This window comes from Aeromonas sp. s12 (assembly GCF_040907925.1).
Taxonomy (GTDB): domain Bacteria; phylum Pseudomonadota; class Gammaproteobacteria; order Enterobacterales; family Aeromonadaceae; genus Aeromonas; species Aeromonas veronii.
Genome location: NZ_JBFOCT010000005.1, coordinates 1 through 23,650 on the forward strand (window position 1 = coordinate 1; position 23,650 = coordinate 23,650).

At 59.3% G+C, this 23,650-nt stretch carries 21 protein-coding genes; 16 read left to right on the forward strand and 5 right to left on the reverse strand.

Features of this window, described 5'->3' with window-relative positions; translation table 11 throughout:
* Nucleotides 1-276: 276 nt before the first annotated feature.
* The gene (locus AB5Y67_RS00885; protein WP_021231018.1) at nucleotides 277-1,314 is read right to left on the reverse strand and encodes a porin; all 1,038 of its coding nucleotides are present in this window, start codon (nucleotides 1,312-1,314) and stop codon (nucleotides 277-279) included.
* A gap of 395 nt (nucleotides 1,315-1,709) precedes the next feature.
* Between AB5Y67_RS00885 and dinG the strand changes: the two genes are divergently transcribed.
* The 3 genes from dinG (at nucleotide 1,710) to AB5Y67_RS00900 (ending at nucleotide 5,662) form a co-directional block, all read left to right on the forward strand.
* Nucleotides 1,710-3,782 (forward strand): ATP-dependent DNA helicase DinG, encoded by a 2,073-nt coding sequence (gene dinG, locus AB5Y67_RS00890; protein ID WP_199428689.1) that lies wholly within the window; start codon nucleotides 1,710-1,712, stop codon nucleotides 3,780-3,782.
* Nucleotides 3,783-3,924: 142 nt separating this feature from the next.
* The gene (locus AB5Y67_RS00895; protein ID WP_058056075.1) at nucleotides 3,925-4,584 is read left to right on the forward strand and encodes a DUF2057 domain-containing protein; all 660 of its coding nucleotides are present in this window, start codon (nucleotides 3,925-3,927) and stop codon (nucleotides 4,582-4,584) included.
* A 181-nt stretch (nucleotides 4,585-4,765) separates the two neighbouring features.
* Nucleotides 4,766-5,662 (forward strand): histone deacetylase, encoded by an 897-nt coding sequence (locus AB5Y67_RS00900; RefSeq protein WP_150388838.1) that lies wholly within the window; start codon nucleotides 4,766-4,768, stop codon nucleotides 5,660-5,662.
* A gap of 156 nt (nucleotides 5,663-5,818) precedes the next feature.
* On the opposite strand, the gene ylqF is transcribed toward AB5Y67_RS00900, so the two are convergent.
* Nucleotides 5,819-6,769, reverse strand: coding sequence for a ribosome biogenesis GTPase YlqF (gene ylqF, locus AB5Y67_RS00905; protein ID WP_199428690.1), 951 nt, complete (start codon nucleotides 6,767-6,769; stop codon nucleotides 5,819-5,821).
* Between the two features lie 323 nt (nucleotides 6,770-7,092).
* Between ylqF and AB5Y67_RS00910 the strand changes: the two genes are divergently transcribed.
* From AB5Y67_RS00910 to AB5Y67_RS00945, 8 genes are all read left to right on the forward strand, one after another.
* Nucleotides 7,093-8,490: an alkaline phosphatase gene (locus AB5Y67_RS00910; RefSeq protein WP_005334065.1), complete on the forward strand. Its 1,398-nt coding sequence runs from the start codon at nucleotides 7,093-7,095 to the stop codon at nucleotides 8,488-8,490.
* 11 nt (nucleotides 8,491-8,501) lie between these two features.
* Nucleotides 8,502-9,893 (forward strand): alkaline phosphatase, encoded by a 1,392-nt coding sequence (locus AB5Y67_RS00915; RefSeq protein ID WP_139732383.1) that lies wholly within the window; start codon nucleotides 8,502-8,504, stop codon nucleotides 9,891-9,893.
* Between the two features lie 72 nt (nucleotides 9,894-9,965).
* Nucleotides 9,966-10,652 (forward strand): hypothetical protein, encoded by a 687-nt coding sequence (locus AB5Y67_RS00920; protein ID WP_199416695.1) that lies wholly within the window; start codon nucleotides 9,966-9,968, stop codon nucleotides 10,650-10,652.
* Between the two features lie 82 nt (nucleotides 10,653-10,734).
* A complete protein-coding gene (locus tag AB5Y67_RS00925; RefSeq protein WP_042080164.1) occupies nucleotides 10,735-11,472 on the forward strand; it encodes an ABC transporter substrate-binding protein in 738 nt (245 codons plus the stop codon).
* Between the two features lie 245 nt (nucleotides 11,473-11,717).
* Entirely contained in the window at nucleotides 11,718-12,113 is a 396-nt protein-coding gene (gene rnk / locus AB5Y67_RS00930) for a nucleoside diphosphate kinase regulator (RefSeq protein ID WP_005334070.1), read from the forward strand.
* A gap of 193 nt (nucleotides 12,114-12,306) precedes the next feature.
* Nucleotides 12,307-12,897, forward strand: coding sequence for a transcriptional regulator UhpA (gene uhpA / locus AB5Y67_RS00935; protein ID WP_005334071.1), 591 nt, complete (start codon nucleotides 12,307-12,309; stop codon nucleotides 12,895-12,897).
* Nucleotides 12,894-14,414 carry a signal transduction histidine-protein kinase/phosphatase UhpB gene (gene uhpB, locus AB5Y67_RS00940; protein ID WP_005334072.1) on the forward strand — a complete coding sequence of 507 codons (1,521 nt, stop codon included), beginning with the start codon at nucleotides 12,894-12,896 and terminating at the stop codon, nucleotides 14,412-14,414. Before uhpA ends, uhpB begins: the two co-directional genes overlap by 4 nt.
* Before the next feature lie 21 nt (nucleotides 14,415-14,435).
* Nucleotides 14,436-15,770 carry an MFS transporter gene (locus AB5Y67_RS00945; protein WP_005359569.1) on the forward strand — a complete coding sequence of 445 codons (1,335 nt, stop codon included), beginning with the start codon at nucleotides 14,436-14,438 and terminating at the stop codon, nucleotides 15,768-15,770.
* A gap of 92 nt (nucleotides 15,771-15,862) precedes the next feature.
* On the opposite strand, the gene AB5Y67_RS00950 is transcribed toward AB5Y67_RS00945, so the two are convergent.
* Nucleotides 15,863-16,996: a GGDEF domain-containing protein gene (locus tag AB5Y67_RS00950; protein ID WP_150388835.1), complete on the reverse strand. Its 1,134-nt coding sequence runs from the start codon at nucleotides 16,994-16,996 to the stop codon at nucleotides 15,863-15,865.
* A 520-nt stretch (nucleotides 16,997-17,516) separates the two neighbouring features.
* On the opposite strand from AB5Y67_RS00950, the gene AB5Y67_RS00955 reads away from it, so the two are divergent.
* The 4 genes from AB5Y67_RS00955 (at nucleotide 17,517) to AB5Y67_RS00970 (ending at nucleotide 20,209) form a co-directional block, all read left to right on the forward strand.
* Nucleotides 17,517-18,317 carry a transporter substrate-binding domain-containing protein gene (locus AB5Y67_RS00955; RefSeq protein ID WP_005334079.1) on the forward strand — a complete coding sequence of 267 codons (801 nt, stop codon included), beginning with the start codon at nucleotides 17,517-17,519 and terminating at the stop codon, nucleotides 18,315-18,317.
* A 99-nt stretch (nucleotides 18,318-18,416) separates the two neighbouring features.
* Entirely contained in the window at nucleotides 18,417-19,376 is a 960-nt protein-coding gene (locus AB5Y67_RS00960; RefSeq protein ID WP_139432183.1) for an amino acid ABC transporter permease, read from the forward strand.
* Nucleotides 19,360-19,482, forward strand: a complete 123-nt coding sequence (locus AB5Y67_RS00965; RefSeq protein WP_005350727.1) for a hypothetical protein — start codon at nucleotides 19,360-19,362, stop codon at nucleotides 19,480-19,482. The genes AB5Y67_RS00960 and AB5Y67_RS00965 overlap by 17 nt, the downstream gene beginning before the upstream one ends.
* Nucleotides 19,466-20,209, forward strand: a complete 744-nt coding sequence (locus AB5Y67_RS00970; protein WP_150388834.1) for an amino acid ABC transporter ATP-binding protein — start codon at nucleotides 19,466-19,468, stop codon at nucleotides 20,207-20,209. The genes AB5Y67_RS00965 and AB5Y67_RS00970 overlap by 17 nt, the downstream gene beginning before the upstream one ends.
* Nucleotides 20,210-20,316: 107 nt before the next feature.
* On the opposite strand, the gene AB5Y67_RS00975 is transcribed toward AB5Y67_RS00970, so the two are convergent.
* Nucleotides 20,317-21,108, reverse strand: coding sequence for an ABC transporter substrate-binding protein (locus AB5Y67_RS00975; protein WP_199428062.1), 792 nt, complete (start codon nucleotides 21,106-21,108; stop codon nucleotides 20,317-20,319).
* A 168-nt stretch (nucleotides 21,109-21,276) separates the two neighbouring features.
* Here AB5Y67_RS00975 and AB5Y67_RS00980 point away from each other — a divergent pair, with 168 nt between their 5' ends.
* The gene (locus AB5Y67_RS00980; RefSeq protein ID WP_199428061.1) at nucleotides 21,277-22,116 is read left to right on the forward strand and encodes a sterol desaturase family protein; all 840 of its coding nucleotides are present in this window, start codon (nucleotides 21,277-21,279) and stop codon (nucleotides 22,114-22,116) included.
* Nucleotides 22,117-22,227: 111 nt separating this feature from the next.
* On the opposite strand, the gene AB5Y67_RS00985 is transcribed toward AB5Y67_RS00980, so the two are convergent.
* Nucleotides 22,228-23,643: a basic amino acid/polyamine antiporter gene (locus AB5Y67_RS00985; RefSeq protein WP_199428060.1), complete on the reverse strand. Its 1,416-nt coding sequence runs from the start codon at nucleotides 23,641-23,643 to the stop codon at nucleotides 22,228-22,230.
* Nucleotides 23,644-23,650 lie beyond the last annotated feature (7 nt).

Genomic DNA, 23,650 nt, shown 5'->3' on the forward strand with positions numbered 1-23,650 from the left:
GGGTCTGAAATTGATACCGAAGGAAGTGCGCACTAAAGTAGCGTAAACAAGACACCGGTTTGAGGCCGGTGTCAGGTGATAACTAGATCTGTACACTGTACAAATTAACCGAGACCGGCAATTTGCCAACTATCACTAGAAATTACAATCCGGCGATTCACCAGAACTCCGTTACGCAATAGCAATGCAGCCAAAAAGAAAATGGCCGAGATATCATCTCGGCCATTCGTAGCTTGGTCAAAGACTCAAGCCTGGATATTACTCATGTGCAACTTATTAGAAGTTGTACTGCAGAGCAACAGTCCACTCGTCATCTTGCTTGTCGATGCCCTGGATCTTGTACTCGGTGTAAGCTTTCAGCTTCGGAGTGAAGGCATACTGAACACCCAGCAGGGTCTCGTCAACCAGATCCTTGTAAGTAGAACCAGCAGCTTGAGCGTTGGCCTTGCCTTCTTTGAAGTTGTAGCCAGCCAAGAAGGTCCAAGCGTCTACGTTGTAAGAAGCAGCCAGCTCGTAACCACGGCCGTCATCTTTCATGCCCAGGCTCTTGTTCTTCACTTCGCCTTCAGTGTAAACACCAGCGAAGTAGAAACCATTGATAGCGTAGTGCGCGCCCACAGCCCACTCGTCTTTCTTACCAGTGTGGCCATTAACTTTGTTTTGCAGGTCAGAGTAGGCATAACCGGCATTGAAGCCCAGACCGAAGTCAAAGTCATAACCAGCAGCTACGCCGTAAGCTTTCTTACGCTTAACGTCTTTACCCCAAATAGCGTCTTCTTTGATCTTCTGACCAACGTCAGTGATTTTGACCGCTACGTCATCGTTGGTTTGGTAGGAAACTTTACCTTTGAAACCACCGAAGGTGTTGGAGTAGATGATTTGACCTTCTTGACGACCGTCATAGAAGTTACCGGCATCGCCCCACTCGTTGAAAATATCGGTCGGCTCGAGTACGTCGTAGAAAGCGGTATCGGTCTGACCGAAGATGATTTTACCGTACTGGGAACCATCAAAACCGGCATAGATGTGACGCGGATCGATGTCGCTGGTGTTGCTACCAGAGTTTTCAGCAGCTACTTGCCACTCGGTTTTAGCAATGGCAGACCAAGTGTTGTTCAGAGCTACTTTACCAGACCAGCCCAGACGGGTTGCACCAACCAGTTCTGCTGATTTGTCGTTAGCTTCGCCGTAGTAGTTAGCCTGTACACGGCCGTATACGTCGAAAGTGGTACCGTCTTTGTCATAGATCACTGCGGCGTTAGCGGCGGATGCAAACAGAGCCGGAATAGCAATAGCCAGAATTGTCTTTTTCATAGTTTCCAATGCCTACTGTAATTAAACACTAAGTTGTTGTTATTCCCTGTGTTAGCGATGTTCTTTGCATCACTATGCCGCCGAGACTAGCACCGGATTTTTTGAACCGCAATGAAAAAACTTGGAACTTTTTACGCAAACCATAGTCACGGGGGCAAAAATGTGAGCCAAGTCTCACCTGACGGCAAGACAAAAGGAAAACGTTTACAATGAATTCTGCTGATTATTTGGACTCAAATAGTCTATTTTGCATGCAAATGACGCTAGCTACCTGATAAACAACCAAAGTGGTCTGATCAGCGTAAAACTGCCGTGATAATGGCTGTTGCCTCGACCTCACCAAGGGGTTGCGGGTATCCTTGTCCTTCGATTAACCCCTAACTGGCCCTCTCTTCATGCTCTCTACTCGCCTTAAAACCACCATTCGTCAAACCTATCGCCAGATTTCGGATGGATTACCCGGTTTTGTGCCGCGCAAAGAGCAGAACTTTCTGGTGGCAGAGATAGCCAAAACCCTGACCGGCGAGTACGACAAACAGCGCCGTATTCTGGTTGCCGAAGCAGGAACCGGTATCGGCAAATCTCTTTCTTATGCGCAGGGTGCCATCCCGGTGGCGCGGCTCACCCAGAAGAAGCTGGTGATCTCCACCGCCACCGTGGCCCTGCAAGAGCAGTTGATCCACAAAGACCTTCCTTTTTACCATCGCCACAGCGAGCTGCCGTTTCGCTTTATGCTGGTCAAGGGGCGTCAGCGCTACTGCTGCGAGCATCTGCTGGAGCAGGCAGCCAGTGGCGCCGAGATGGCCAACTTCGAGCTCGACTTTGGCAGTCTGAGCAAATCCAAACCATCTGACAGCGACAAAGATCGCTACCAGGCTTTGTGGCAGGCCTACACCAATGGCAAGTGGGACGGTGATCGGGACAACTGGCCGGAGCCCATTCCCGACACTTGCTGGGATCGCATCGCCGCCGACCGCCACACCTGCAACAAGGCGCTGAGCCATCACCAGCACTGCCCCTTTCATCGCGCCCGCAACGACATGGAGAGCGCCGATGTGCTGGTCGTCAACCATGCGCTGCTACTCTCCGATCTGACCATGGGCGGAGGCATCATTCTGCCGCCCCCTGATGAGTGCATCTATGTGCTGGATGAGGCCCATCACCTGCCCACCATCGCCCGGGATCACGGCGCGGCGTCGGCCAGCGTCAAAGGCTCGCGTCGTTGGCTGGAGAAGCTGGTACAAAGTGCAGGCAAGCTGGCGCGGACTCTTAATAAGGAGAGCCTGCTCGACCCCCAACTCAAACTGCAGGATGCACTGGCTTCCATCCAGCCCGATCTGAAGGCGGTCGAGCAGTGGCTCAGCGCCAACGATCGGCTGTTTGGCACGGAACCCCACTACCGCTTCGCCGAAGGGGTATTGCCGGATCCCCTGCCCATGCTGGCAGAGAATCTCAAGGAGTCGAGCAAGAAGGCACTGCGGGCGCTGGATCGGATGCAAGGGGCCATAGGTGAAGCGCTGAAAGATGGCGAGATCCGCCGCAAGGAGGCCGAACCTCTGCTGGCAGAGAGCGGTTTTCATCTGCAACGGCTGGAGAGTTTCTGCGCCCTCTGGGAGATGCTGGGGCGCCATGTGCCGACCGGCAAAACCCCGCTCGCCCGCTGGATGGCCAAGAGCGATGACGGCGATATCTGGCTGCACGCCTCACCGATTGAGGTAGGCTATCTGCTGGAGGAGTGGCTCTGGTCGAAATGTCTGGGAGCCGTACTGGTCTCCGCGACCCTCACCGCCCTCTCTTCCTTTAGTTATTTTCGCCATCAGGTGGGGCTCAAGGAGCACGACGGTACCCGCTATCTGCGCCTGCGCTCCCCCTTTGACTATCAGAAAGCCGAGCTCTATCTGCCCAAGATGGAGCACGAACCCAACTCGCCGGCCTTTACCAACGAGCTCATCAGCGTACTGCCACGTATTCTGGCCGGCAAAGAGGCGAGTCTGGTGCTCTTCTCCTCCTACCGCCAGATGAATGAGGTGGCTGTTGGCTTGCGAGCCAAGGGACTGTCATTGCTGGTGCAGGGGGAAGCCTCCCGCAATGCCCTGCTCACCCTACACAAACAAAAGTGCGATGGCGGTCAGGCCAGCATCCTGTTTGGTACCGGCAGCTTCTCGGAGGGGCTGGATCTGCCGGGTCACTACCTTACCAATCTGGTAATCACCAAGCTCCCCTTTGCGGTGCCCAACTCACCGGTCGAGGAGGCTACCGCCGAATGGGTGGAGCAGCGAGGGGGGAACCCGTTTCTGCAACTGACGGTACCAGAAGCATCGCGCAAACTGATCCAGGCCTGTGGCCGCCTCATCCGCAAAGAGGCAGATCGGGGGCGGGTCACCATTCTGGACCGGCGTCTGCTGACCAAGCGTTATGGCAAGGGGTTGCTTGATGCCCTCCCCCCGTTCACACGTCGGATCGAGTAAATCAGCCGGCCGCTATTGATAAACAAGCTGACAGCAGCGCGAACGTTGACCACCAGAAAGAGCCATTGCCGCAGTAGGCCAAACCTGTAAAAATGAGCCCCTGTTTTCAGTGGGCAATCGCCTGACTGTTCAAGGAGATGAAATGAAACTGACTGTTCTGGTACCGGCGCTGGCTGGTCTGTTGTGGGCCGGTAGCGCCCTTGCTGATGCCCAATTGGAAGTGACCACCCCGTATGTCGTCCAGCTGATCGATGGTCAATCCATCAACCCCAAGCTGCTCGACAAAACCAGCACCTTCCCCCTCTCTGCTGGCAAACACCAGTTGGTCGTCGCCTTTGAAGGCAACTACTCCAGCCGTAACGAAATCAAGCTGGTCACCGCAGAGCCGCTGGTGCTGAACTTCACCGCCGCCGACAATCAGCAGCTAGTGCTGGACTATAAAAAGCCCCGCAACGAAGCCGAAGCCAAGCAGTTTGTCAAAGAGCAGAAAGTGGCGCTGAAAGACAAGGTCAGTGGTCAGCAAGTGAGTAGCGAACAGTTCGTGATGCCGAAAGTAGAGGGCTTCCAGCTGACCCGTGACTATCAGCAAGAGCTGATCAACATGGGGAAAGCCTTCAACCAGCCCAAAGCGGTTGCCGTCTCCTCTGCTGCCGTGATGGCTGCCGCCAGCGCACCGGTTCAGGTTGCCCCCAGCAAGGCTCAAAGCAATCCGGAAGCGCTGACCCAGTTGCAAAACTGGTACAACAAGGCCGATGCGGAAACCCGCAAAGCCTTCCAGATCTGGGTTATCCAGCAGCAATAAGCCGGGCTGAGTGATTGACTGAAAGGGGAGCCAAGCTCCCCTTTTCCATATTCTGCGGTCTCACTCACGACGCGTCTTGATTTATGCGCTGCCACTTCCCCTTTATATAGGGAGTACATATATGGATTCATCTGCTGATTTCATATATAGAAAGCGCCACCTCGCCAGGGAGAATGGCACCATGTCGTTGCGCATTTTCTATCACCCCCTCTACTCCTCCCTGACGCTACCCGAGCGCCATCGCTTCCCGCTGGCCAAGTATCAAGGGCTGTTTGAACGCCTGCAGGTGCAGGGTTACCCCCTTGGCGAAGCGCCCGCCGCTACCCGGGAGCAAATCTGTCGCATACACGATGCCGATTATGTCGCGGCGGCCCTGAGCGGCCAGCTGGAAGATCGCGCCATCCGCAAGATCGGTTTTCCCTGGTCACCCATGCTGATAGAGCGCACCTTGCGCTCGGTGGGTGCCACCGTTGCCGCCAGCCGCTATGCACTTGAGCAGGGCTGCGGCTTACAGATCTCCGGTGGCTACCACCACGCCCATCGGGATCACGGCAGCGGTTTTTGTCTGTTCAACGATCTGGTGATTGCCGCCCAGACTTGCCTCGACGAGGGGCGCTGTGAACAGGTGCTGATCGTCGATCTCGATGTGCATCAGGGAGATGGCAGTGCGGCCCTGTGCGCCGGAAGGCGCGATATCATAACCCTCTCCCTCCATGGGGAGCACAACTTTCCCCATCACAAAGCCGCCTCTCACCTCGACTTTCCGCTGCCAAGCGGCATGACGGACGATGCCTATCTCACCACACTGCAACAGGCGCTCTCACTGGCACTGCGGCTCTATTCGCCGGATCTCATCCTCTATCAGGCAGGCGTCGATGTGCATCATGCCGACGAGCTTGGTTATCTCTCCCTGAGCGATGAAGGGGTGCGCCTGCGCGATGCCATGGTTTTTGACTGCGCAATCAAACATGGGTTGCCTGTCGCAGCTCTGCCCGGTGGCGGCTATCGCCGCGACTGGCAACAGCTGATCCCGCTTCATATGTCGCTGTTTGAAACGGCGCGCCAACGTTTTGGCTGATGGCATGGCTTGATAGCGCGGACAAGCCATGAGAAGTGGGCGGCATTTCACCAGATAAGACAGAAGAGGCGACCCTTGGATCGCCTCTTCGTGTTTCGTCATCTCGGTCACACAAGCTCGCTCGTTGTCAGGCAAGCTCGGGACGCCTGAGGATAACTATTTCTGACGCTTGCGGGCGTACTTGCGGCGGGCACGTGCCTGACGCTCCTCTTCCCGCTCGGCCTTCTCTTTGGCTTTTTGCTCGGCTTCTGCGGCGGCTTCGACAATCTCGACGCTCACCATCTCCGGCGTCTCCAGCGAGATGCGGCCAAGCAAGCCGGAGCGGAACTCGTTGATCAGGATCTCGGACGCCTTGTGCAGGTCGGCCAGCCCCCCTTTGCGCATAAACGCCCGCTGGCGGGCGATCATCTCCAGCAGCTCGATCTCGGTCTCGGGCAGCTCGTCAATCTGGTAGCGCGCCTTGATCCGCTCCGGATAGGCCTTGATGAAGTAGTCAGCGGCAAACATGGCGATATCGGCATAGTCGAACACCGTGTCCTTGATGGCCGCAGTGATGGCCAGACGATAACCGCAGGAGGGCGGGTTGAGCTTGGGCCAGAGAAAACCCGGGGTATCGGTCAGGATGACGTTGTTATCCAGCTTGATCCGCTGCTGGGACTTGGTCACCCCCGCCTCGTTGCCGGTACGGGCGATGATGCGCCCCGCCAGAGTATTGATCAGAGTGGACTTGCCCACGTTGGGGATCCCCATGATCATGGCGCGCACGCCGCGCAGCTCCAGATTGCGCTCCGGCAGCATCTCGTGGCAGAGGGTCAGCAGTTGCTTGATCTTCTCGGGCTCCTGCTGGGTCAGGGGCAGCGCCTTGATCCCCTTCTCTTTTTCCATGTGCGCCACCCACAGATCGGTGATCGCCGGATCGGCCAGGTCCGCCTTGTTCAGCACCTTGATCACCGGGGTATCACCACGCAGCTCGGGCACCAGCGGGTTTTCGCTGGAGAAGGGGATGCGGGCATCGAGCATCTCGATGATCACATCGACCTGGGGCATGACCTCGGCAATCTCTTTGCGGGCCTTGTGCATGTGACCGGGGAACCAGTTGATGGACATATCCGTTACTCTCTGTGGGGGCTGCGGGCGCGCGCATGGAACAACAGGCGCTCTGCCGCGGGCATCGAACGAAGGGGGCGCATTTTACCTGCTGCGGGCCTCTTTTGACAGGTCATTCTAACCATCACCTCATCAAATCAGCAAACCGCCGAGGCGGAGCAACCTTGCCGGAAGCGACCGGACCAACTGGCTCAATTGATAGATAACACATTGATATAGTGTAACATTTTCATCACTTTTTCACACAACCGTCACCGATAGTCAGTAAAAGTGTCATCTGCCCCCTCTAGGCTGCGCTCAGGTTTTACAAGGAGCGAACCCCAATGAGAAAAATGGCAGGACTTGCAGTGATGATCGGCGCCGCCCTGGCTGCCGGCTGCAAATCAGACAATGACACGGTGGCGACCAAGCCCGCAGCCCAACCCACCAACGTCATCTTCTTCCTCGGTGACGGCATGGGCCTCAACACCCTGACGGCGGCCCGCATCTACGGTGTCGGCGAAGAGGGTGATCTCACCATCGATACCCTGCCAGAGACGGCCTTTATCAAGACCTTCTCCCACGATGCCCAGGTCACTGACTCGGCCCCCTCCATGGCGGCCTACATGACCGGGGTCAAGAGCAACAACGGCGTCATCAGCATGGACGGCGACGCCACCTATGAGAGCGACTGCAGCAAGAGCGCCGGCAAGCCGGTGACCACCCTGCTGGAGCTCGCCAAAGCCGATGGCCGCGGTACCGGTGTGGTAACCAGCACCCGGGTAACCCACGCCACCCCGGCGGCTACCTATGCCCATATCTGCAACCGGGATCTGGAAGCGGATATCGCCGTCCAGCTGGTACCGGGCGGCAAAGGCTACAACAGCGCCCTCAAGGAGGGGCTGGATGTGGTGCTCGGTGGCGGCAGCAGTTTCTTCTTGCCCAAAGCCGACAAGGGCAAGCGGGAGGATGGCCGCAACCTCATCAGCGAAATGCAGGCCAAGGGCTACCAGTTTGCCAGCAATCTGGATGAGCTGAACAAGGCCGATGCGGGCAAGCCGCTGCTGGGCCTGTTTGGTTCCAGCCACATGAAATATGACCTGGACCGTCCCGCCAGCGAGCCGTCACTGGCCCAGATGACCCTGGCCGCCATCAAGCAGCTCAAGGGCAAAGAGAAGGGTTACTTCCTGATGGTGGAAGGGGGCCGTATCGACCACGCCCTGCACGACACCAACGCCAAGCGGGCGCTGCAGGACACCATCGCCTTCGACAACGCCATCAAGGCTGCTATCGACGAGGTGAAAAAGAGCGACCCCGAGCTGAAAAACACCCTGATCGTGGTCACCGCCGACCACGACCACACGCTAGTACTCAACGGCTATGCCAAGCGCACCGGCAAGACCACCGCCGACAACCCCGGCGTACTCGGGCTGGTGAAGAACTACGAGACTGGCGAGCCAAGCAAGGATAGCGAGGGCATGCCCTACACCATCATAGGTTTTGGCAACGGCTACAACCGGGTGGATGGCCCGCGCAGCAGCGTTGCCCCGCTCGACGATGCCACCGTCTCCGCCAATGACTACCACCAGGAAGTGGTGGTCAAGGTGGGCGAGATCGGCAACGAGACCCACGGCGGCACCGATGTCTTCCTCGGCGCCATCGGCAAGGGGGCTGACAGCTTCCATGGCTCACTCGATAACACTGCCGTGTTCGGCAAGATCAAGGCTGCGGCCAAGCTGTAAGGAGCACTTTCATGAGCAAACAGATGAACACATCCATCAAGCACACGCTGGTCTGCGCCGCCCTGTTCAGTGCGCTGGGCGCAACCTCCCAGGCACAGGCCGGTGATGCCAAAAACGTCATTCTCTTTATCGGTGATGGCATGGGCCCCACCGTGCTCACCGCCACCCGCCTGTTCAAGGTGGGGGAAGAGGGCAATCTGGAGATGATGAAACTGCCGCGCAGTGCCCGCATCAAGACCTTCTCCAACGATGCCCAGACCACCGACTCGGCCCCCTCCATGGCGGCCTACACCACCGGGGTCAAGATGAACAACGAGGTGATCGCCATGAGCAGCGACACCAAAGCCGTCGCCCCCGGCAAAGACGTCAATGGCAACAAAACCGTCAACAATTGCAGCAGCGATAATGGCAAACCGGTGCCCACCATCCTGGAGCTGGCCAAGGCTGCAGGCAAATCGGTCGGAGCCGTCACCACCACCGAGCTGACCCACGCCACCCCGGCGGCTACCTACGCCCACATCTGCCATCGGGATGCTGCCTATGACATCGCCGCACAAGCTGTTCCGGGAGGAACTGGTTTCAACCAGGCGCTGGGGGATGGGGTCGATGTGCTGATGGGCGGTGGTGCCAACCACTGGACCCCCTACAGCGCCAGCAACAAGGGCGGTCGCAATGACAACCGCGACCTGACCGCCGAGATGAAGGCGCAGGGATACAGCTATGTCACCACCCAAAGTGAACTGGCCAAGGTCACCAGCGGTAAGGTGCTCGGTCTGTTCAGCAGCAAATCCCACCTCGACTACGAGCTGGATCGGGTCGCCAAGGGGGCTGCCAATACCCAGCCGTCCCTCTCCGAAATGACCGCCAAAGCGATCGACCTGCTGAGCAAGAACAGTCAGGGTTACTTCCTGATGGTAGAGGGTGGCCGTATCGATCACGCCCTGCACGGCACCAATGCCAAGCGCTCGCTCACCGACGCGGTGGCACTGGATGAGGCGGTCAAGACGGCGCTGGGTAAAGTGGATCTGAGCAATACCCTGATCGTGGTCACCGCCGACCATGACCACACCATGACCATTAACGGCTACTCCGCCAAGGGCAATCCGGTGCTGGATCTGGTTAAAAATGGCGATGGCTCGACCCAGAACGACGTGGATGGCAAGCCCTTCACCACCCTGGTGTTCGGTAACGGCCCCAACCGCCCCGATGTGCGCCCCGTCCTCACCAGCGATCAGGTGATGGCCAATGACTACCTGCAGGAGACCGGCGTCAAGCTGACATCGGAAACCCACGGCGGCGGCGATGTGATGCTGTTTGCCGATGGCGCCGGCAGCAACCGCTTCAAAGGCACGCTGGATAACACCAAGGTGTTTGGCAAACTGCGGGAGGCGCTCGGCCTGTAAGCAGCAGGGGCCCGGGTGCATCTGAGCAATTGACTCAGCGGCCCGGGCCCCGGCTCTTTCGAGCGACAGATGATGATGCGACTTTTGCTTTCGTTATGGCTGCTTGGCAGCACCCTCGCCTTCCCCCTGCATGCTGACGACACGCCCCCGGATCTCGCCGCGCGGATCAGCTATCACGACCGGAACACCGGCAGCGATGGCATCGCCAGAGAGAGTGTCTGGCAAGAGAAGTGGCTGCGCGTGGGCAATCAGGTGTGGAGCCAGCGGCTCATTCCCCTCCCCCTTGCCCGTGCCTATCACGCCACTCACGACGCCACACCCGGCCACAAGCACTTTACCCACCAGATGGCGGCCCGCTGGGTCAGTCGCAGTGATGAGGGTGAACTTCAACTGCGCTATGCCGACAGCTGGCACAACCAGCTGGTTGAGGTGCCGGTGGAAGAGTATGGCCAGGTGGCCTTCAAGCCCGACTGGCTGCGGATCCGCCATCTCGTCAACCCGGTGCTGATCGAGGGGATGACTCCACTGGATGAGGCCGCCCCCGAGCAGGCCCGCTGGTATGAAAAGCGCGAAGGGCAGCAACGAACCCGCATTCTCTGGTCGAGTCAGTGGCAGATCCCGCTGGTGGTCGAATCGGCCAGTCTCGACGGCTATCGCAGCTACCGGATGGAGGTGAACCTGCGCAAGCTGCCTGCTCAGCTCCCCTGGCAGCAACTCGCTGATTACGAAGTGCGCGATCTGCGGGATTTCTTCGACTGAGATCCCAACCCCTCAGCAGGCACAACGACAACGCAGGCAGGAATGTTACACTCTGCATATTCGACTCTGGCTCACGACCTTGATGCGCGCTCTCTGCCTGCCCTTTTTTGCCCTGCTGTTATTGCTGGTGAACACCGGTGCCCAGGCTATTGTGCTGGTGGCGGCCGAGTTGCCCCCCTATGTCATTCGCTCCTCTCACGGCAAACCAAGCGGTGTCGCCATCGAGATAATGGAAGAGGCCGCGCGACGCCTCAAAGAACCGCTCACCATCGAGCTGATGCCACTGGCCAGAGCCCTGACTCAGGCTATCCACCGCAAGGATGTGCTGCTGATCCCGCCGGTACGCAGCACTCAACGGGAACACCTCTACTACTGGGTAACACCGATACTCGATGACGATTTTGTCATCGTCAGCGATCGCCGCTTTCATCCTGCTCCCCTCAAAGTGACAGATCTCCCACCGCTGCAGATCGGCACCTTGCGCTACTCCTTCGGTCAGCATCTGCTCAGACAACGACTTAAGCTTGAAAGTGATACCGTGGCCACCGAGAAACTCAATGCCCAGAAATTGCATCGGGGCCGTATCGATGCCTGGGTGGCCGCCTGGAACGCCATCCTCTACAACCAGCGCCTTGGTGATTTGCCAACCGATCGGCTGGTACGCGGGGAGACTCTGATGCGTACCCAGTTTTATGTCGCCGCCAGCAAGGAGTTCCCCTTCACCGAGGGACGTCGCTGGCAAGCCGTGATAGACGAGATGCGCCATGATGGCACACTGGCGCGGATCATCCGTCAGTACAACTATCAGGCTCCTGAGTAGTCACTCAATCGCGGTTGCCAAGGCCAGCCAGAATGGTTATGGTAGGCCTATGAAAATACTCGCTATTTCCTCGCATTTGCTCACACCCTGCTGAGCCCCCGCCTCGCTCCTTCGGCCGCGAGTCGCTTGGGGGCATGGCATTTTCAATCGCTTAAACCTGTTGAATCCATTTTTGTAACACCCAGTGTGATGGCCAACCTGCACCCGCCGGTATGGGCCTATCCGCTATTGATAAGGAATATCTTATGAAACAACCTCATCTGGTTATCTCCAGCCTTGATCTGGACCGTATCGAACAACTGCTTGGCAACCACCCGCAGCATCTGGCCCTGCAAGAGGAGCTGGACCGCGCCGAGATCCGCGAACCGGCCGACATGCCGCCGGACGTGGTCACTATGAACAGCAAGGTACGCTTCAAGATGCAGAGCAGCGGCAACGAGTTCTGCCTCACCCTGGTCTACCCGCGCGATGCCAAGGGCGACGAGAGCAACATCTCGGTACTGGCGCCGGTGGGCAGCGCCCTGCTCGGTCTGAAAGTGGGCGACAGCATCGCCTGGCCGGGCCCGGCCGGTCGCACCATCGAGGTCGAAATTCTGGAAGTGGTCTATCAGCCGGAGCGCGCCGGCGAGCTGCACCGCTGAGTCCCACGGGCTGGTCATCCCCCTGTTGATCAGCCCGCTTGCTCGCCCTTGCCAGCTGATCCCGATCAAGCTTTGCGCACCTTGCCCCCCGGTTTTTAGCCCCTTTTCCTGCTGCTGCTTGAGCCTGACTCGGGGGGCAGGTATCTTGTTGGCCGCGTCATGGTCATGACGCACCGAATTTCAGGCTGACATCATGATAAAAATTGCCCTCATCGACGATCACCAGATCGTCCGATCCGGTTTTGCCCAACTGCTCAATCTGGAGCCCGACCTGCAGGTGGTCGCCGAATTCGGCTCCGCCAGCGATGCCCTTGCCGGCCTGCCCGGCAGCGGGGCGCGCGTCTGCGTCTGCGACATCTCGATGCCCGACCAATCGGGGCTGGATCTGCTCAAGCAGCTCCCCTCCGGCCTTGCGGTGGTGATGCTCTCGGTGCACGACAGCCCGGCTCTCATCGAGCAGGCGCTGCAGACCGGCGCCAAGGGATTTCTCTCCAAGCGCTGCAGTCCGGACGAGCTGATCGCCGCCGTACGCACCGCCGCACAGGGGGGGTGTTATCTTACGCCGGACATCGCCCAGAAGCTGGCCAGCAGCAGCCGGGATCCCCTCACCAATCGGGAGCGGGAGATTGCCCAGTTGCTGGCACAGGGGCTGGAGGTGAAGGCCATCGCCGAGCAACTTGGCCTCTCCCCCAAGACGGTTCACGTCCATCGCGCCAACCTGATGGACAAGCTCAAGGTCAGCAACAACGTCGAGCTGGCCCACCGCATGCTGGATAGCTGGTGATCTCCCGTTTTGCCAGCTATGTCGCCATCGCCCTGGCGGCCTGTTTCATCTTTGCCGCCGGCTGGTTTTGCCTCTGGAGCATCAGCCTGCATCTGGCGGGCGGCCCTGCGCTGGCGGTGCTGCTGTTCCCCTTCGGCCTGCGCCTCGGATTGCTGCTGCAAAGTCCCGGACACTACTGGCCGCCGCTGTTGCTGTGCGAAGGACTGCTGCTCTACTGGCTCAATCTGGAGGTGGGGCTGCCCCACTGGCCTTGGCTGGTCGCGGGCAGTCTGCTGACCCTGCTACCGCTGCTGATTGCCCGTCGCCAACAGGTGCGCAACGACTGGCAGCAACTGTTGCTGCTGCTCGCCACCGTCACGGCGGCGGCGCTGCTGCAAGCCCTGCTCTGGCATCTGGCGGGGGAAGATGGCCTTTCGGCCCTGCTGCTCAGCCTCACCGGCGGGCTGACGCTGACCTCCACCTGCATGCTGATCTGGCACTACCTCACCCGCGCCACCTGGGTGCCGCTGGGGCCTGCGCTGGTGGATCAACCGGTGGAGTGGCGCTTTCGCCATCTGGTCTGGTATCTGTTGCTGTTCGTATTGAGCCTCTGGCTGCAACTGGGATTGCCCAACTCGCTGGTACGCTTCACCCCGTTTTGTCTCGCCATCCCCATCATCGCCATGGCGTGGCGCTACGGCTGGCAAGGGGCGCTGCTCGCCACCCTGATGAACACCATCGCCCTGCTGGCCAGTCAGGCCTGGCATGATCACCCCCTCGACCTGCTGCTCTCATTGCTGGCCCAGAGCCTCACCGGCCTGCTGCTCGGCGCCGGGATCCAGCGCCAGCGCGAACTCAATCAGGCGCTGACCCGCCAGCTCGCCCACAATCGCCAGCTCACCGAGCGGCTGCTGGAGACCGAGGAGAGCATCCGTAAGGAGGTGGCGCGCGAGCTGCACGACGACATCGGCCAAACCATCACAGCCATTCGTACCCAGGCCGGGATCGTGCGCCGCCTCGCCCCCGACAACGCCGGGGTGGGCCAGAGCAGCGCCCTGATCGACACACTGTCGCTCGGGATCTACGACGCGGTGCGCGGCCTGCTCGGGCGGCTGCGCCCGCGCCAGCTCGACGACATGACTCTGGAACAGGCGGTACGGGCACTGCTGCGGGAACTGGAGCTGGAGCGTCACGGCATCGTCACCCGGCTGGAGTGGCAGCTGGCGGATGGGGATCTCTCGGATGCCCAGCGGGTCACCCTGTTTCGGGTCTGTCAGGAGGGGCTCAACAACGTGGTCAAACATGCCAACGCCCACTCGGTCACCATTCGCGCCCGGACCAGCGGCGAGCAGTTGCAACTGGTGCTGGAAGATGATGGCCGCGGTCTGCCGGAAAGCCGCCCGCAACAGGGCTATGGCCTGCTCGGCATTCGCGAACGGGTACAGGCCCTCGGGGGCAGTCTGCAACTCTCCTGCATCCACGGCACCCAGCTGACGGTCAACCTGCCCAGTCGCAGACGGGAGGAGAGCCATGGCTAATCACCACCAGAGGGCCTGCCTGTGCTGAGTTTTATGAGAAGCGCGCCGCCCCGGCCCCTTATCCGGGATCAGGCCGAGATCGATGCCACCTATCGCCACTGGCGGCTGCACCTGCTTCTGACCATGTATCTGGGCTACGCGGTCTTCTACTTCACCCGCAAGAGCTTCAACTTCGCCATGCCGGACATGCTGGCGAGCGGCATGCTGGACAAGTCCGATATCGGCATGCTTTGGACCCTGTTCTACATCACCTACGGCTGCTCCAAGTTCTTCTCCGGCATCATCAGTGACCGCGCCAACCCGCGCTACTTTATGGGTGTCGGACTGATGGCCACCGGCGTTATCAACATACTATTCGGCCTCTCGTCGGCACTCTGGATGTTTGCCGCCCTCTGGGTCGCCAACGCCTTCTTCCAGGGCTGGGGCTGGCCCCCCTGCTCCAAGCTGCTCACAAGCTGGTATTCGCGCACCGAGCGCGGGGTCTGGTGGTCGGCCTGGAACACCGCCCACAACGTCGGCGGCGCGCTCATTCCCCTTATCGTCAGCACCATCGCTCTGCAACATGGCTGGCGCTACGGCATGATAGTGCCCGGCCTTATCGCCATCATCGCGGGATTGTTCCTCTGCTGGCGGCTGCGCGATACCCCGAGTGCCATGGGACTGCCGACAGTAGGCGAGTGGCGCAAGGATGCCATGGAGCTGGCCCAGCAGACTCAGGATGCGGGCCTCTCCCATCGCCAGATCCTGCGCAAATATGTGCTGGGCAACCCCTATATCTGGCTGCTCGCCTGCTGCTACGTGTTGGTCTATGTGGTGCGCACCGCCATCAATGACTGGGGCAACCTCTACATGACCGAGCAGCGCGGCTTCAATCTGATGAGCGCCAACTCGGCCATCTCCATGTTCGAGGTGGGGGGCTTTATCGGTGCTCTGGTGGCGGGTTGGGGATCGGACAAGCTGTTCAACGGCAACCGTGGCCCGATGAACCTCATCTTTGCGGTGGGGATCCTGCTGGCGGTGGGATCGCTCTGGCTGATGCCCTTCTTCAGCTATGTGATGCAGGCGGCCTGCTTCTTTACCATCGGCTTCTTCGTGTTTGGCCCGCAGATGCTGATCGGCATGGCGGCGGCGGAGTGCTCCCACAAGAACTCGGCGGGGGCGGCCACCGGCTTTGTCGGCCTGTTTGCCTACATGGGGGCGGCGCTGTCGGGCTATCCGCTGGCCAAGGTGATGGAGATCTGGCACTGGAACGGCTTTTTCGTAGTGATCTCGGTGGCGGCGGGCGTCTCGGCCCTGCTGCTGCTCCCCTTCCTCAAGGCGCAGGCACCGAGAACAGCTCAAGCGGCGTCAGAGTAATGGACGGCAGCTGACGAGCTATATCCGGCAAGCAGAAACAGACAGGGCGCGGATCACCACGCCCTGATTTTATTCCTGAACCGATTCCTGCATCAGGCAGCCTGACAGACCCGATTTTTTCCTTCCCGCTTGGCCCGATAGAGAGCGTCATCCGCACGGCTGAACAGGCTGTCAAAGTGCCACTCCCCCTGCCAGTGAGCAATACCCATGCTGACGGTGATATGGATCCCATCTACCTCGCAGGCCGCAAGCTGAACCCGCAGTGACTGACAACGGGCGATCGCCTCCTCTGCGGTGGCATGGCGAAACAGCAGCACAAACTCCTCGCCCCCAAAGCGACTGGTCAATACGCCCTCCAGCTCGCGCAGTGCCAACCCGACCCGCTCCAGCACCCGATCGCCCACCTCATGGCCATGCCGATCGTTGATCTGCTTGAAGTCATCCAGATCGAGCACCACCAACGCCCCCTGCTGTGCAGGGCGTCCCCGGGCCAGACGCTCCATAAAACCACGGCGATTGAGTAACCCGGTCAGCGGGTCATGACTGGCCTGATAGCGCAGCTCCAACGCCCGGTGCTGGTTGCAGAGCAGTAGCACCCCGAAGGTGAGCATGGAGCTACCCACCAGCATGGAGACATAGGGCAACACGTTGAACAGCTGACGCTGGAACGGGCTTTCGATCACCTCGCCCCACACGGTAAACATCCGCATCAGGGTCATGGCGATCAGCACCAGATTGAGGCCAATCAGCACCCAGACCGCCACCTGATAATCAGGGCGGCCGTGACGCCAGAGCTGCCAGATGATGAGCGTACTGAGCATGAGGAAGGTGGCACTGCTGATCATCACCCGTACCGCAATCCGGCCATCGATGGCGACCGACCAGGTCATGACGGCGGCAAACAGCAGGATGAATCCCCAGCAGACAGGCCAGCCCGGCGATTGACGGAAGAAACAGCGTTGGGCGACCAGCAATAACGACACATGAAAAATCAGGAAGACATTGCCCACCCAGGAGCCATAGGGGGTGGGTGTCAACAGCAGACTGGCAAATCCCGCCTGACCCAGCATGGCAAACAGACTGGACCACCACCAGACCCCGACGCCGGGAATATCGTTGTGGGTAACACGAATGATGGTAAGAGTGAGGAAACCGAGACAATAGCCACACAAGGCCATGATCATCAAGGTAAAAATATCCAGCTTAAGCAGTAGTGAGGCGTCCATACCAAAGCCATGCAGAGAGGGTAACTGAGTATATGAGAAGCGTTTGCCAAGACCCAGTACGACTTGATGGTTTTCACAATAAAGCCCGTTCGTTTGCTGACAAACAGAGCAATGCGTGTGATATCCCACCAATGCGTATTCGTATAAGCCCCACAAGAAGCCTCTTACGGAGCCCAATAGCACAATAATAGCCGCAAGCGGCGCCCTGACTTTGTAACAAAATGTCTTGGGGATAATTTGGGCTTGAACCCACTCAATTAGATAGATATGTTGTTTTCGTGTGATTTTATGAATGAAGCCATGAGCAATAAATGTCTCTAACCTGTTGAGTCTTCTGACACAATCTGTTTTTGGTACATTTTTCACTCAACCACTATTCATAGCATCTCATATGGGGCTTTTGTCCCGCTCAAGACATTCATCCTGTCTTGCCTGTTGCCGGATGCAGCAGTCTCTTGTGCCACGGAGTCGCACGGGATCAGGTTCAAGGCCGAACACACCACCGACAGAGACGTCACTTATGATCAAAAAACTGATTCTTTCTACCCTGCTGTTTTGCGGGATCGCCACGGCGGCCCCGACCCCTGCCCCTACCTCCACCCTGGATGCCGTGCTCGAACGCGGCGTGCTGCGAGTCGGCTTCGACGCCGGCTATCAACCCTTCGAGATGACCAACAAGCAGGGCCAGTACATCGGCTTTGATGTGGATCTCGCCAAGATGGTCGCCAAAGAGATGGGCGTGAAGGTCGAGTTCGTCAACACCGCCTGGGATGGCATCATTCCGGCGCTGCTGACCAACAAGTTCGACGTCATCATGGGCGGCATGACCGTCACTCCCCAGCGCAACCTGCGAGTCAACTTCGCCGATCCCTACATCGTGGTCGGCCAGACCATAGTCCTGCGCAAAGAGAAGGCGGGTGAAATCAAATCCTTCACCGACCTCAACGACCCGAAATACAAGATCGCGGTCAAGCTCGGCACAACCGGCGAGCAGGCAGTCAAGCGCCTGATCCCCAAAGCCACCCTGCTGCAGTTTGAAACCCAGGATGACGCCAAGCTGGAAGTGATCAACGGCAAGGTCGATGCGTTCGTCTATGACCTGCCCTACAACGCTATTTTCGCCTCCCAGAATCAGGGCGCCGTGGTGCACCTCGACAAGCCGTTCACCTTCGAGCCGCTGGCCTGGGCCATCCGCAAAGGGGACCAGGACACCCTCAACTGGTTCAACAACTACCTGCGCCAGATCAAGGGCGATGGCAGCTACGACCGTCTCTACAAGAAGTGGTTCGAATCCAACGCCTGGCTGAACCAGCTCAAATAACCTCCGGGGGGCGGCACATGCCGCCCCTGCACCACGCAGATCCCCACACAAAAACGAGAAGAGGTTGTGACTGTGCACACACCCAAACCGACAAGACAGATGGAAAAACAACCCAATCAGCTACTCTGGCATGGGGTTTTCCTGCTGATGCTGCTGGTTGCCGTATTCGGCATCTACAAGGCTGTCCAGTCAGTGGATTACACCTGGCGCTGGGAACGCATTCCCCAATACATCGCCTATCAGGCGGAGCAGAAGAATGTCGCCGAATTTGACGGCACCGTGATGGCGGGCACCAGCGAGGCCGAGAAGGGCAAGCTGTTCCTGCAAGACGATCTCGACCCCAATGTGCGGCAAGCCATCGCCAGCACTGGCGTACAAGTCGCCGAAGGGGATACCGTTTTTCGCGGTGATACCCTCGACACCCAACTGAGCTGGACCGCAGGCCCCATCGCCTGGGGCGTCTGGGTCACCGTCAAGCTCTCGCTGGTAGCAGGCATCTTCGCCATCCTGCTCGGCACCCTGGCCGGGCTGGCGCGCCTCTCCCCTAATCCGGCCCTGCGCAATCTGGCCATCACCTATGTGGAGCTGATCCGCGGTACACCGCTGCTGGTGCAGATCTTCATCGTCTACTTCTTTATCGGCACCGTGCTGAACCTCGATCGCTTCACCGCCGGGGTCGCCGCGCTGGCGGTCTTTACCGGCGCCTATGTGGCGGAGATCGTCCGCGCCGGTATCAGCTCCATCCACAAGGGGCAGATGGAGGCGGGCCGCAGCCTGGGAATGACCTCGGCCCAGACCATGCGCTATGTCATCCTGCCGCAAGCGTTCAAGCGGGTACTGCCACCGCTGGCGGGCCAGTTCATCAACCTGATCAAGGACTCCTCGCTGGTCTCGGTCATCTCCATCACCGATCTGACCAAGGCGGGGCGCGAGGTGGTGAGCTCCACCTTCAGCCCGTTCGAGGTATGGTTCACCGTGGCCCTGCTCTATCTGGTACTTACCGGCACCCTATCCTTCCTGGTACGCCGTCTCGAGGTGAAATATGCACGCAGCAACTGATCCCATCATCAAGGTGCAACAGGCATCGAGAAGTGCAGCCATCACCGACACCCTCTTCGCCTTCCCGGTTCGTTTTCTGGAGGTGAAATATGCGCGCAGCAACTGATCCCATCATCAAAGCGACCGGCGTAGAGAAGTTCTACGGCAGCGAAGTGCACGCCCTGAAAAATGTCAGCACCGAGGTGGCCGAAGGGGAAGTGGTGGTGATCGTCGGCCCCAGCGGCTCCGGCAAGTCCACCTTCCTGCGCACCCTCAACCAGCTGGAGACCATCAACGACGGCGATATCGTGGTGGATGGCATCTGCCTCACCCAGCCGGGCGATGTCAACAAGCTGCGGGAAGAGGTGGGCATGGTGTTCCAGTCCTTCAATCTCTTTCCCCACCTGACGGTGCTGGATAATATCTGCCTCGCCCCGCAGAAGGTGCGCGGCCTGTCGCGCCGTGAGGCCGAAGACAGAGCCAAGGCGCTGCTGCTGAAAGTGGGGCTGTCGGTGAAAGCGGCCAGCTATCCCTCCCAGCTCTCCGGCGGTCAGCAACAGCGGGTGGCCATTGCCCGGGCACTCGCCATGCAGCCACGCATCATGCTGTTTGACGAGCCCACCAGTGCGCTCGACCCCGAAATGGTGGGGGAAGTGCTGGATGTGATGAAGGGGCTGGCCCGCGAAGGGATGACCATGGTGGTGGTGACCCACGAGATGGGCTTTGCCCGCGAGGTAGCGGATCGGGTGCTCTTTATGGAGAGTGGCGAACTGCTGGTGGATGACAAACCGGCCGATTTCTTCGACAATCCACCCTCCCCACGCCTGCGCCAGTTCCTGAGTCAGGTGCTGTAGCCAACATGCTCTGCTGGATAAACGAAGAGGGACCGCAAGGTCCCTCTGCTTGTGTGTCACGCTGAGCAGGCTTAACCCAGCTGAACCCGAGTGCCCATTTCATCGGCTCAGCGCGGGGACTTTCCCAGATAGCGCTCCACGATCACTTTCACCCCGTCACGTTTTTTGAGCTGATAGAGCTCCTTGTCAAACTGGTCGATAAAGGCCTGTTTGTAGGGGTACTCCCCCTTGCGGCTATAGCCGAGAAACCCCTGCTCCTTGCTGAGCACCGGACCCTGTTTGAGCAGGGACATATCGGCCACCGCCAGCTGATCGGCCTTTATCATGTTGAGCAACTCATAGAGCAGGGAGAGGCGATCATTGATGGTGCAATCGACCCGGCCGCGGACAATCTTGAGCAGGTTCTCCCGATTGCTTTTCACCTCCTCCACGTCGATCTGCTTCTCTTTTACCGCCTGCCAGAAGGCATCGCCGCCGACGGCAAAACCGGCGTTCATGCCAAAGCGCAAACCGTGATAGTCGGGCGGAAACCTGGCCTGCGGGGTATTGGCCGCCACACTGGCGCCGCACATCACCACCAGCTCTTCATCCAGCATCGGCTGGGAGTAGGGCCACATATAAGGGCGGGTATCGGGCATATAGTAGGGTGGAAAAATGGCGAAGGCGGTCCCCTGTTCCACCATGCTCAGACCGCGCCGCCACGGCATAGGCTTGAGTACCACCTCATAGTCAGGCATGGCAGAGGTCACCTCGCGGATGATGTCGGCATAGATCCCCCTGACCTCCTCCCCCTCCTGCCAGGAGTAGGGGGGATAGGCGGCATCCGCCAGGATCTCGACCCGGGTCTTGGCGTGCGCCATCATGCACAACCCCAGCAACAAGCAACACCAGACGCGCATAAGCCAGCACCTCCTGAAAAAGCCTCCATCAAGCATAGCCATCCAGCGCGCCTTCCTCTGCTGCCGCGCCATATTTCATGCCATCTCTTCGTTGACTGAAAAATGTTAATGAAATATTAAAACCATCCTTTATGCTGGAGAGCAATTGCTCTGAATGGATGGCCGCATATGGATGTGCAACTGCTTTTGCTCTACCTCTCCCCGATTTTTCTGGCCTTTATCGGCTGGGAGATGCTCTACCTGCGCAAACATGGCGCGGCCTTTCCCACCGCCACCTACCAGTGGCGGGATCTGTTCGCCAACGCCGCCCTGGCCCTGATGCACCAGGGGGGCGATGCGCTGGCGGCAATCGCCATTGCTTATCTGTATGACACCCTCTGGGGCTGGCGACTGTTCGATATCGAGCTGAATCTCTGGAGTGTGCTACTGCTGTTCCTGTTGCAGGATCTCTGTTACTGGCTGTTCCACTTCACCAGCCACCATGTGCGCTGGCTGTGGGCCTCCCATGTGGTGCATCACAGCTCGGAACGGCTCAATCTCTCCACCGCCTTTCGCCAGAGCCTGATGTACCCGATCTCCGGCATGTGGCTGTTCTGGATCCCGATGATTGTCATCGGCTTCCCGCCCGAGGCGGTGGTCGCCACTGTGCTGCTGAGTCTGGGCTTCCAGTTCTTCGTCCACACTCAGGTAGTGGGCAAACTCGGCTGGCTTGAGTGGATCTTCAACACCCCCTCCCACCACAGGGTGCACCACGCCAGCAACGCCAAGTACATAGACCGCAACTTTGCCGGGGTGCTGATCATCTGGGATCGGCTGTTCGGAACCTTTGTGGAAGAAGACCCGGCCGAGCCATGTCGCTTTGGCATCACCAAGCCGATCCACAGCTTCAATCCCCTCACCCTCACCTTCCACGAGTGGCGCGACATGCTGCGCGACGCCTGTGGCCTACCCTGGCGACAAAAACTCGCAGTGCTATTTGGCAAACCGGCCGGCCCCGCCAGTCGCTGAACCTTCGCCCCGAATAGCAACTCCCGGATAGCAAGCCCCTGATAACCAGTCCCTGATAACAAGAGAGCGCCACGGTGGCGCTCTCTTTTATGGTCAGTCACATCTTCGATATCAGAGATGGGCAAACGACCAGACGGCGGGGATCAGGCTCAGCAAGGTCACTCCGGCCAACAGCCGCTCGCGACCACTCAGGCAAAGATCTGCGCCCAGCTGACGGCGGCTGTAGAGAAACAGCAGCAAGCCCGGCCCGTAGAGCAACAACGACAGCAGCAGATACTCCACCCCGGCGGCATAGAGCAGCCAGAAGCCATAACCGCTCGACACCAGCGCCACCGCCTGCATCAACCTCCGGCCCTGCCCGCTCTCCCCCTTCCTGCTGAACGAAAGCTTGAGCAGAAACAGGCCAATCAGCAGGTAGGGCACCAAAATCATCGAGGTGGAGATAAGCAGCAGGCTGGTGTAGCCCTTGCCGAGCAGCCACACCAGCAGCAGGCAAGTCTGCACCGTCAAGCTGGTGAGCCAGAGCGAGGCGATAGGCGTCCCATTGCGGTTCTGGCGCCGGAAGATGGCGGGAAATGCGCCGTGTCGGGCTGCGCTGAACGGTACCTCCGCCGAGAAGAGGGTCCAGCTCACGTAGGAGGCAAGCACCGAGACAATCAAGCCAACGCTGATGAGCAGCTTGCCCCAGGAGCCGGTCATCTGGGCCATCAGCCCTGCCATGGAGGGGTTGGGTAGCGCCGCCAGCTCGGGCCGACTCAATATCCCCAGCGCCAGCACCGAGATAAGCACATAGAGCAGCAGCGCCAGCACCACCCCAAGCACGGTGGCAGTGCCCACATCCTGCCGGTTTCGAGCGCGGGCCGACAGCACCGCTGCCCCCTCGATACCGGTGAAGACCCAGAGGGTGATCAGCATGGTATTGCGCACCTGCTCGGAGACCGGCACCGCCAGACTACTGCCCTGCTGATCCGCCGCGAAGGTGACCGGATCGAACCAGTAGCAGGCAAACAGGATAAACAGCAGCAGCGGCAGGCTCTTGGCCAGGGTCGCCACCAGATTGAACAGCGCCGCCTGCTGCACGCCGCGGGCCACCAGCAGGTGCACAGCCCAGAGGATGCAAGACTCGCCGACAAACGCTGCCAGCGTGTTTCCCTCACCAAACCAGACCTGCTCCGGGGTATCGACGAAGCTGCCCAGCGCCGCAAAGGCGATCACCAGATAGCCCACCACGCCGATGGTGGCGCAGAGCCAGTACCCCCAGGCGGAGAAGAAGCCCACCAGCTCGCCAAAACCGGCGCGGGCGTAGCTGTAGATGCCGCCGTCAAGATCCGGCCTGAGTCGCGACAGATAGAGAAAACTCATGGCGAGCGCCAGGATGCCCACACCCGTCACGCCCCAGCCGATCAGCACGGCGCGGGCGCCAGCCACCTCGGCCATGTTCTGGGGCAGGCTAAAAATCCCCGCCCCCACCATGGAGCTGAACACCAGCGCGGTGAGAGACCAGAGCCCAATCTTGTTCTCTTTCATGGGGACT

What these genes read in the sequence shown, in the direction of transcription:
- AB5Y67_RS00895 (WP_058056075.1), top strand. Translation starts at nt 3,925, where the DNA reads ATGAAACTGACTGTTCTGGTACCGGCGCTGGCTGGTCTGTTGTGGGCC.
- uhpA (WP_005334071.1), top strand. Translation starts at nt 12,307, where the DNA reads ATGATAAAAATTGCCCTCATCGACGATCACCAGATCGTCCGATCCGGT.
- AB5Y67_RS00925 (WP_042080164.1), top strand. Translation starts at nt 10,735, where the DNA reads ATGCGCGCTCTCTGCCTGCCCTTTTTTGCCCTGCTGTTATTGCTGGTG.
- AB5Y67_RS00900 (WP_150388838.1), top strand. Translation starts at nt 4,766, where the DNA reads ATGTCGTTGCGCATTTTCTATCACCCCCTCTACTCCTCCCTGACGCTA.
- AB5Y67_RS00950 (WP_150388835.1), bottom strand. Translation starts at nt 16,996, where the DNA reads ATGGACGCCTCACTACTGCTTAAGCTGGATATTTTTACCTTGATGATC.
- ylqF (WP_199428690.1), bottom strand. Translation starts at nt 6,769, where the DNA reads ATGTCCATCAACTGGTTCCCCGGTCACATGCACAAGGCCCGCAAAGAG.
- AB5Y67_RS00910 (WP_005334065.1), top strand. Translation starts at nt 7,093, where the DNA reads ATGAGAAAAATGGCAGGACTTGCAGTGATGATCGGCGCCGCCCTGGCT.
- AB5Y67_RS00920 (WP_199416695.1), top strand. Translation starts at nt 9,966, where the DNA reads ATGATGCGACTTTTGCTTTCGTTATGGCTGCTTGGCAGCACCCTCGCC.
- AB5Y67_RS00975 (WP_199428062.1), bottom strand. Translation starts at nt 21,108, where the DNA reads ATGCGCGTCTGGTGTTGCTTGTTGCTGGGGTTGTGCATGATGGCGCAC.
- AB5Y67_RS00915 (WP_139732383.1), top strand. Translation starts at nt 8,502, where the DNA reads ATGAGCAAACAGATGAACACATCCATCAAGCACACGCTGGTCTGCGCC.
- AB5Y67_RS00985 (WP_199428060.1), bottom strand. Translation starts at nt 23,643, where the DNA reads ATGAAAGAGAACAAGATTGGGCTCTGGTCTCTCACCGCGCTGGTGTTC.
- dinG (WP_199428689.1), top strand. Translation starts at nt 1,710, where the DNA reads ATGCTCTCTACTCGCCTTAAAACCACCATTCGTCAAACCTATCGCCAG.
- AB5Y67_RS00980 (WP_199428061.1), top strand. Translation starts at nt 21,277, where the DNA reads ATGGATGTGCAACTGCTTTTGCTCTACCTCTCCCCGATTTTTCTGGCC.
- AB5Y67_RS00955 (WP_005334079.1), top strand. Translation starts at nt 17,517, where the DNA reads ATGATCAAAAAACTGATTCTTTCTACCCTGCTGTTTTGCGGGATCGCC.
- AB5Y67_RS00965 (WP_005350727.1), top strand. Translation starts at nt 19,360, where the DNA reads ATGCACGCAGCAACTGATCCCATCATCAAGGTGCAACAGGCATCGAGA.
- rnk (WP_005334070.1), top strand. Translation starts at nt 11,718, where the DNA reads ATGAAACAACCTCATCTGGTTATCTCCAGCCTTGATCTGGACCGTATC.
- AB5Y67_RS00885 (WP_021231018.1), bottom strand. Translation starts at nt 1,314, where the DNA reads ATGAAAAAGACAATTCTGGCTATTGCTATTCCGGCTCTGTTTGCATCC.
- AB5Y67_RS00970 (WP_150388834.1), top strand. Translation starts at nt 19,466, where the DNA reads ATGCGCGCAGCAACTGATCCCATCATCAAAGCGACCGGCGTAGAGAAG.
- AB5Y67_RS00960 (WP_139432183.1), top strand. Translation starts at nt 18,417, where the DNA reads ATGGAAAAACAACCCAATCAGCTACTCTGGCATGGGGTTTTCCTGCTG.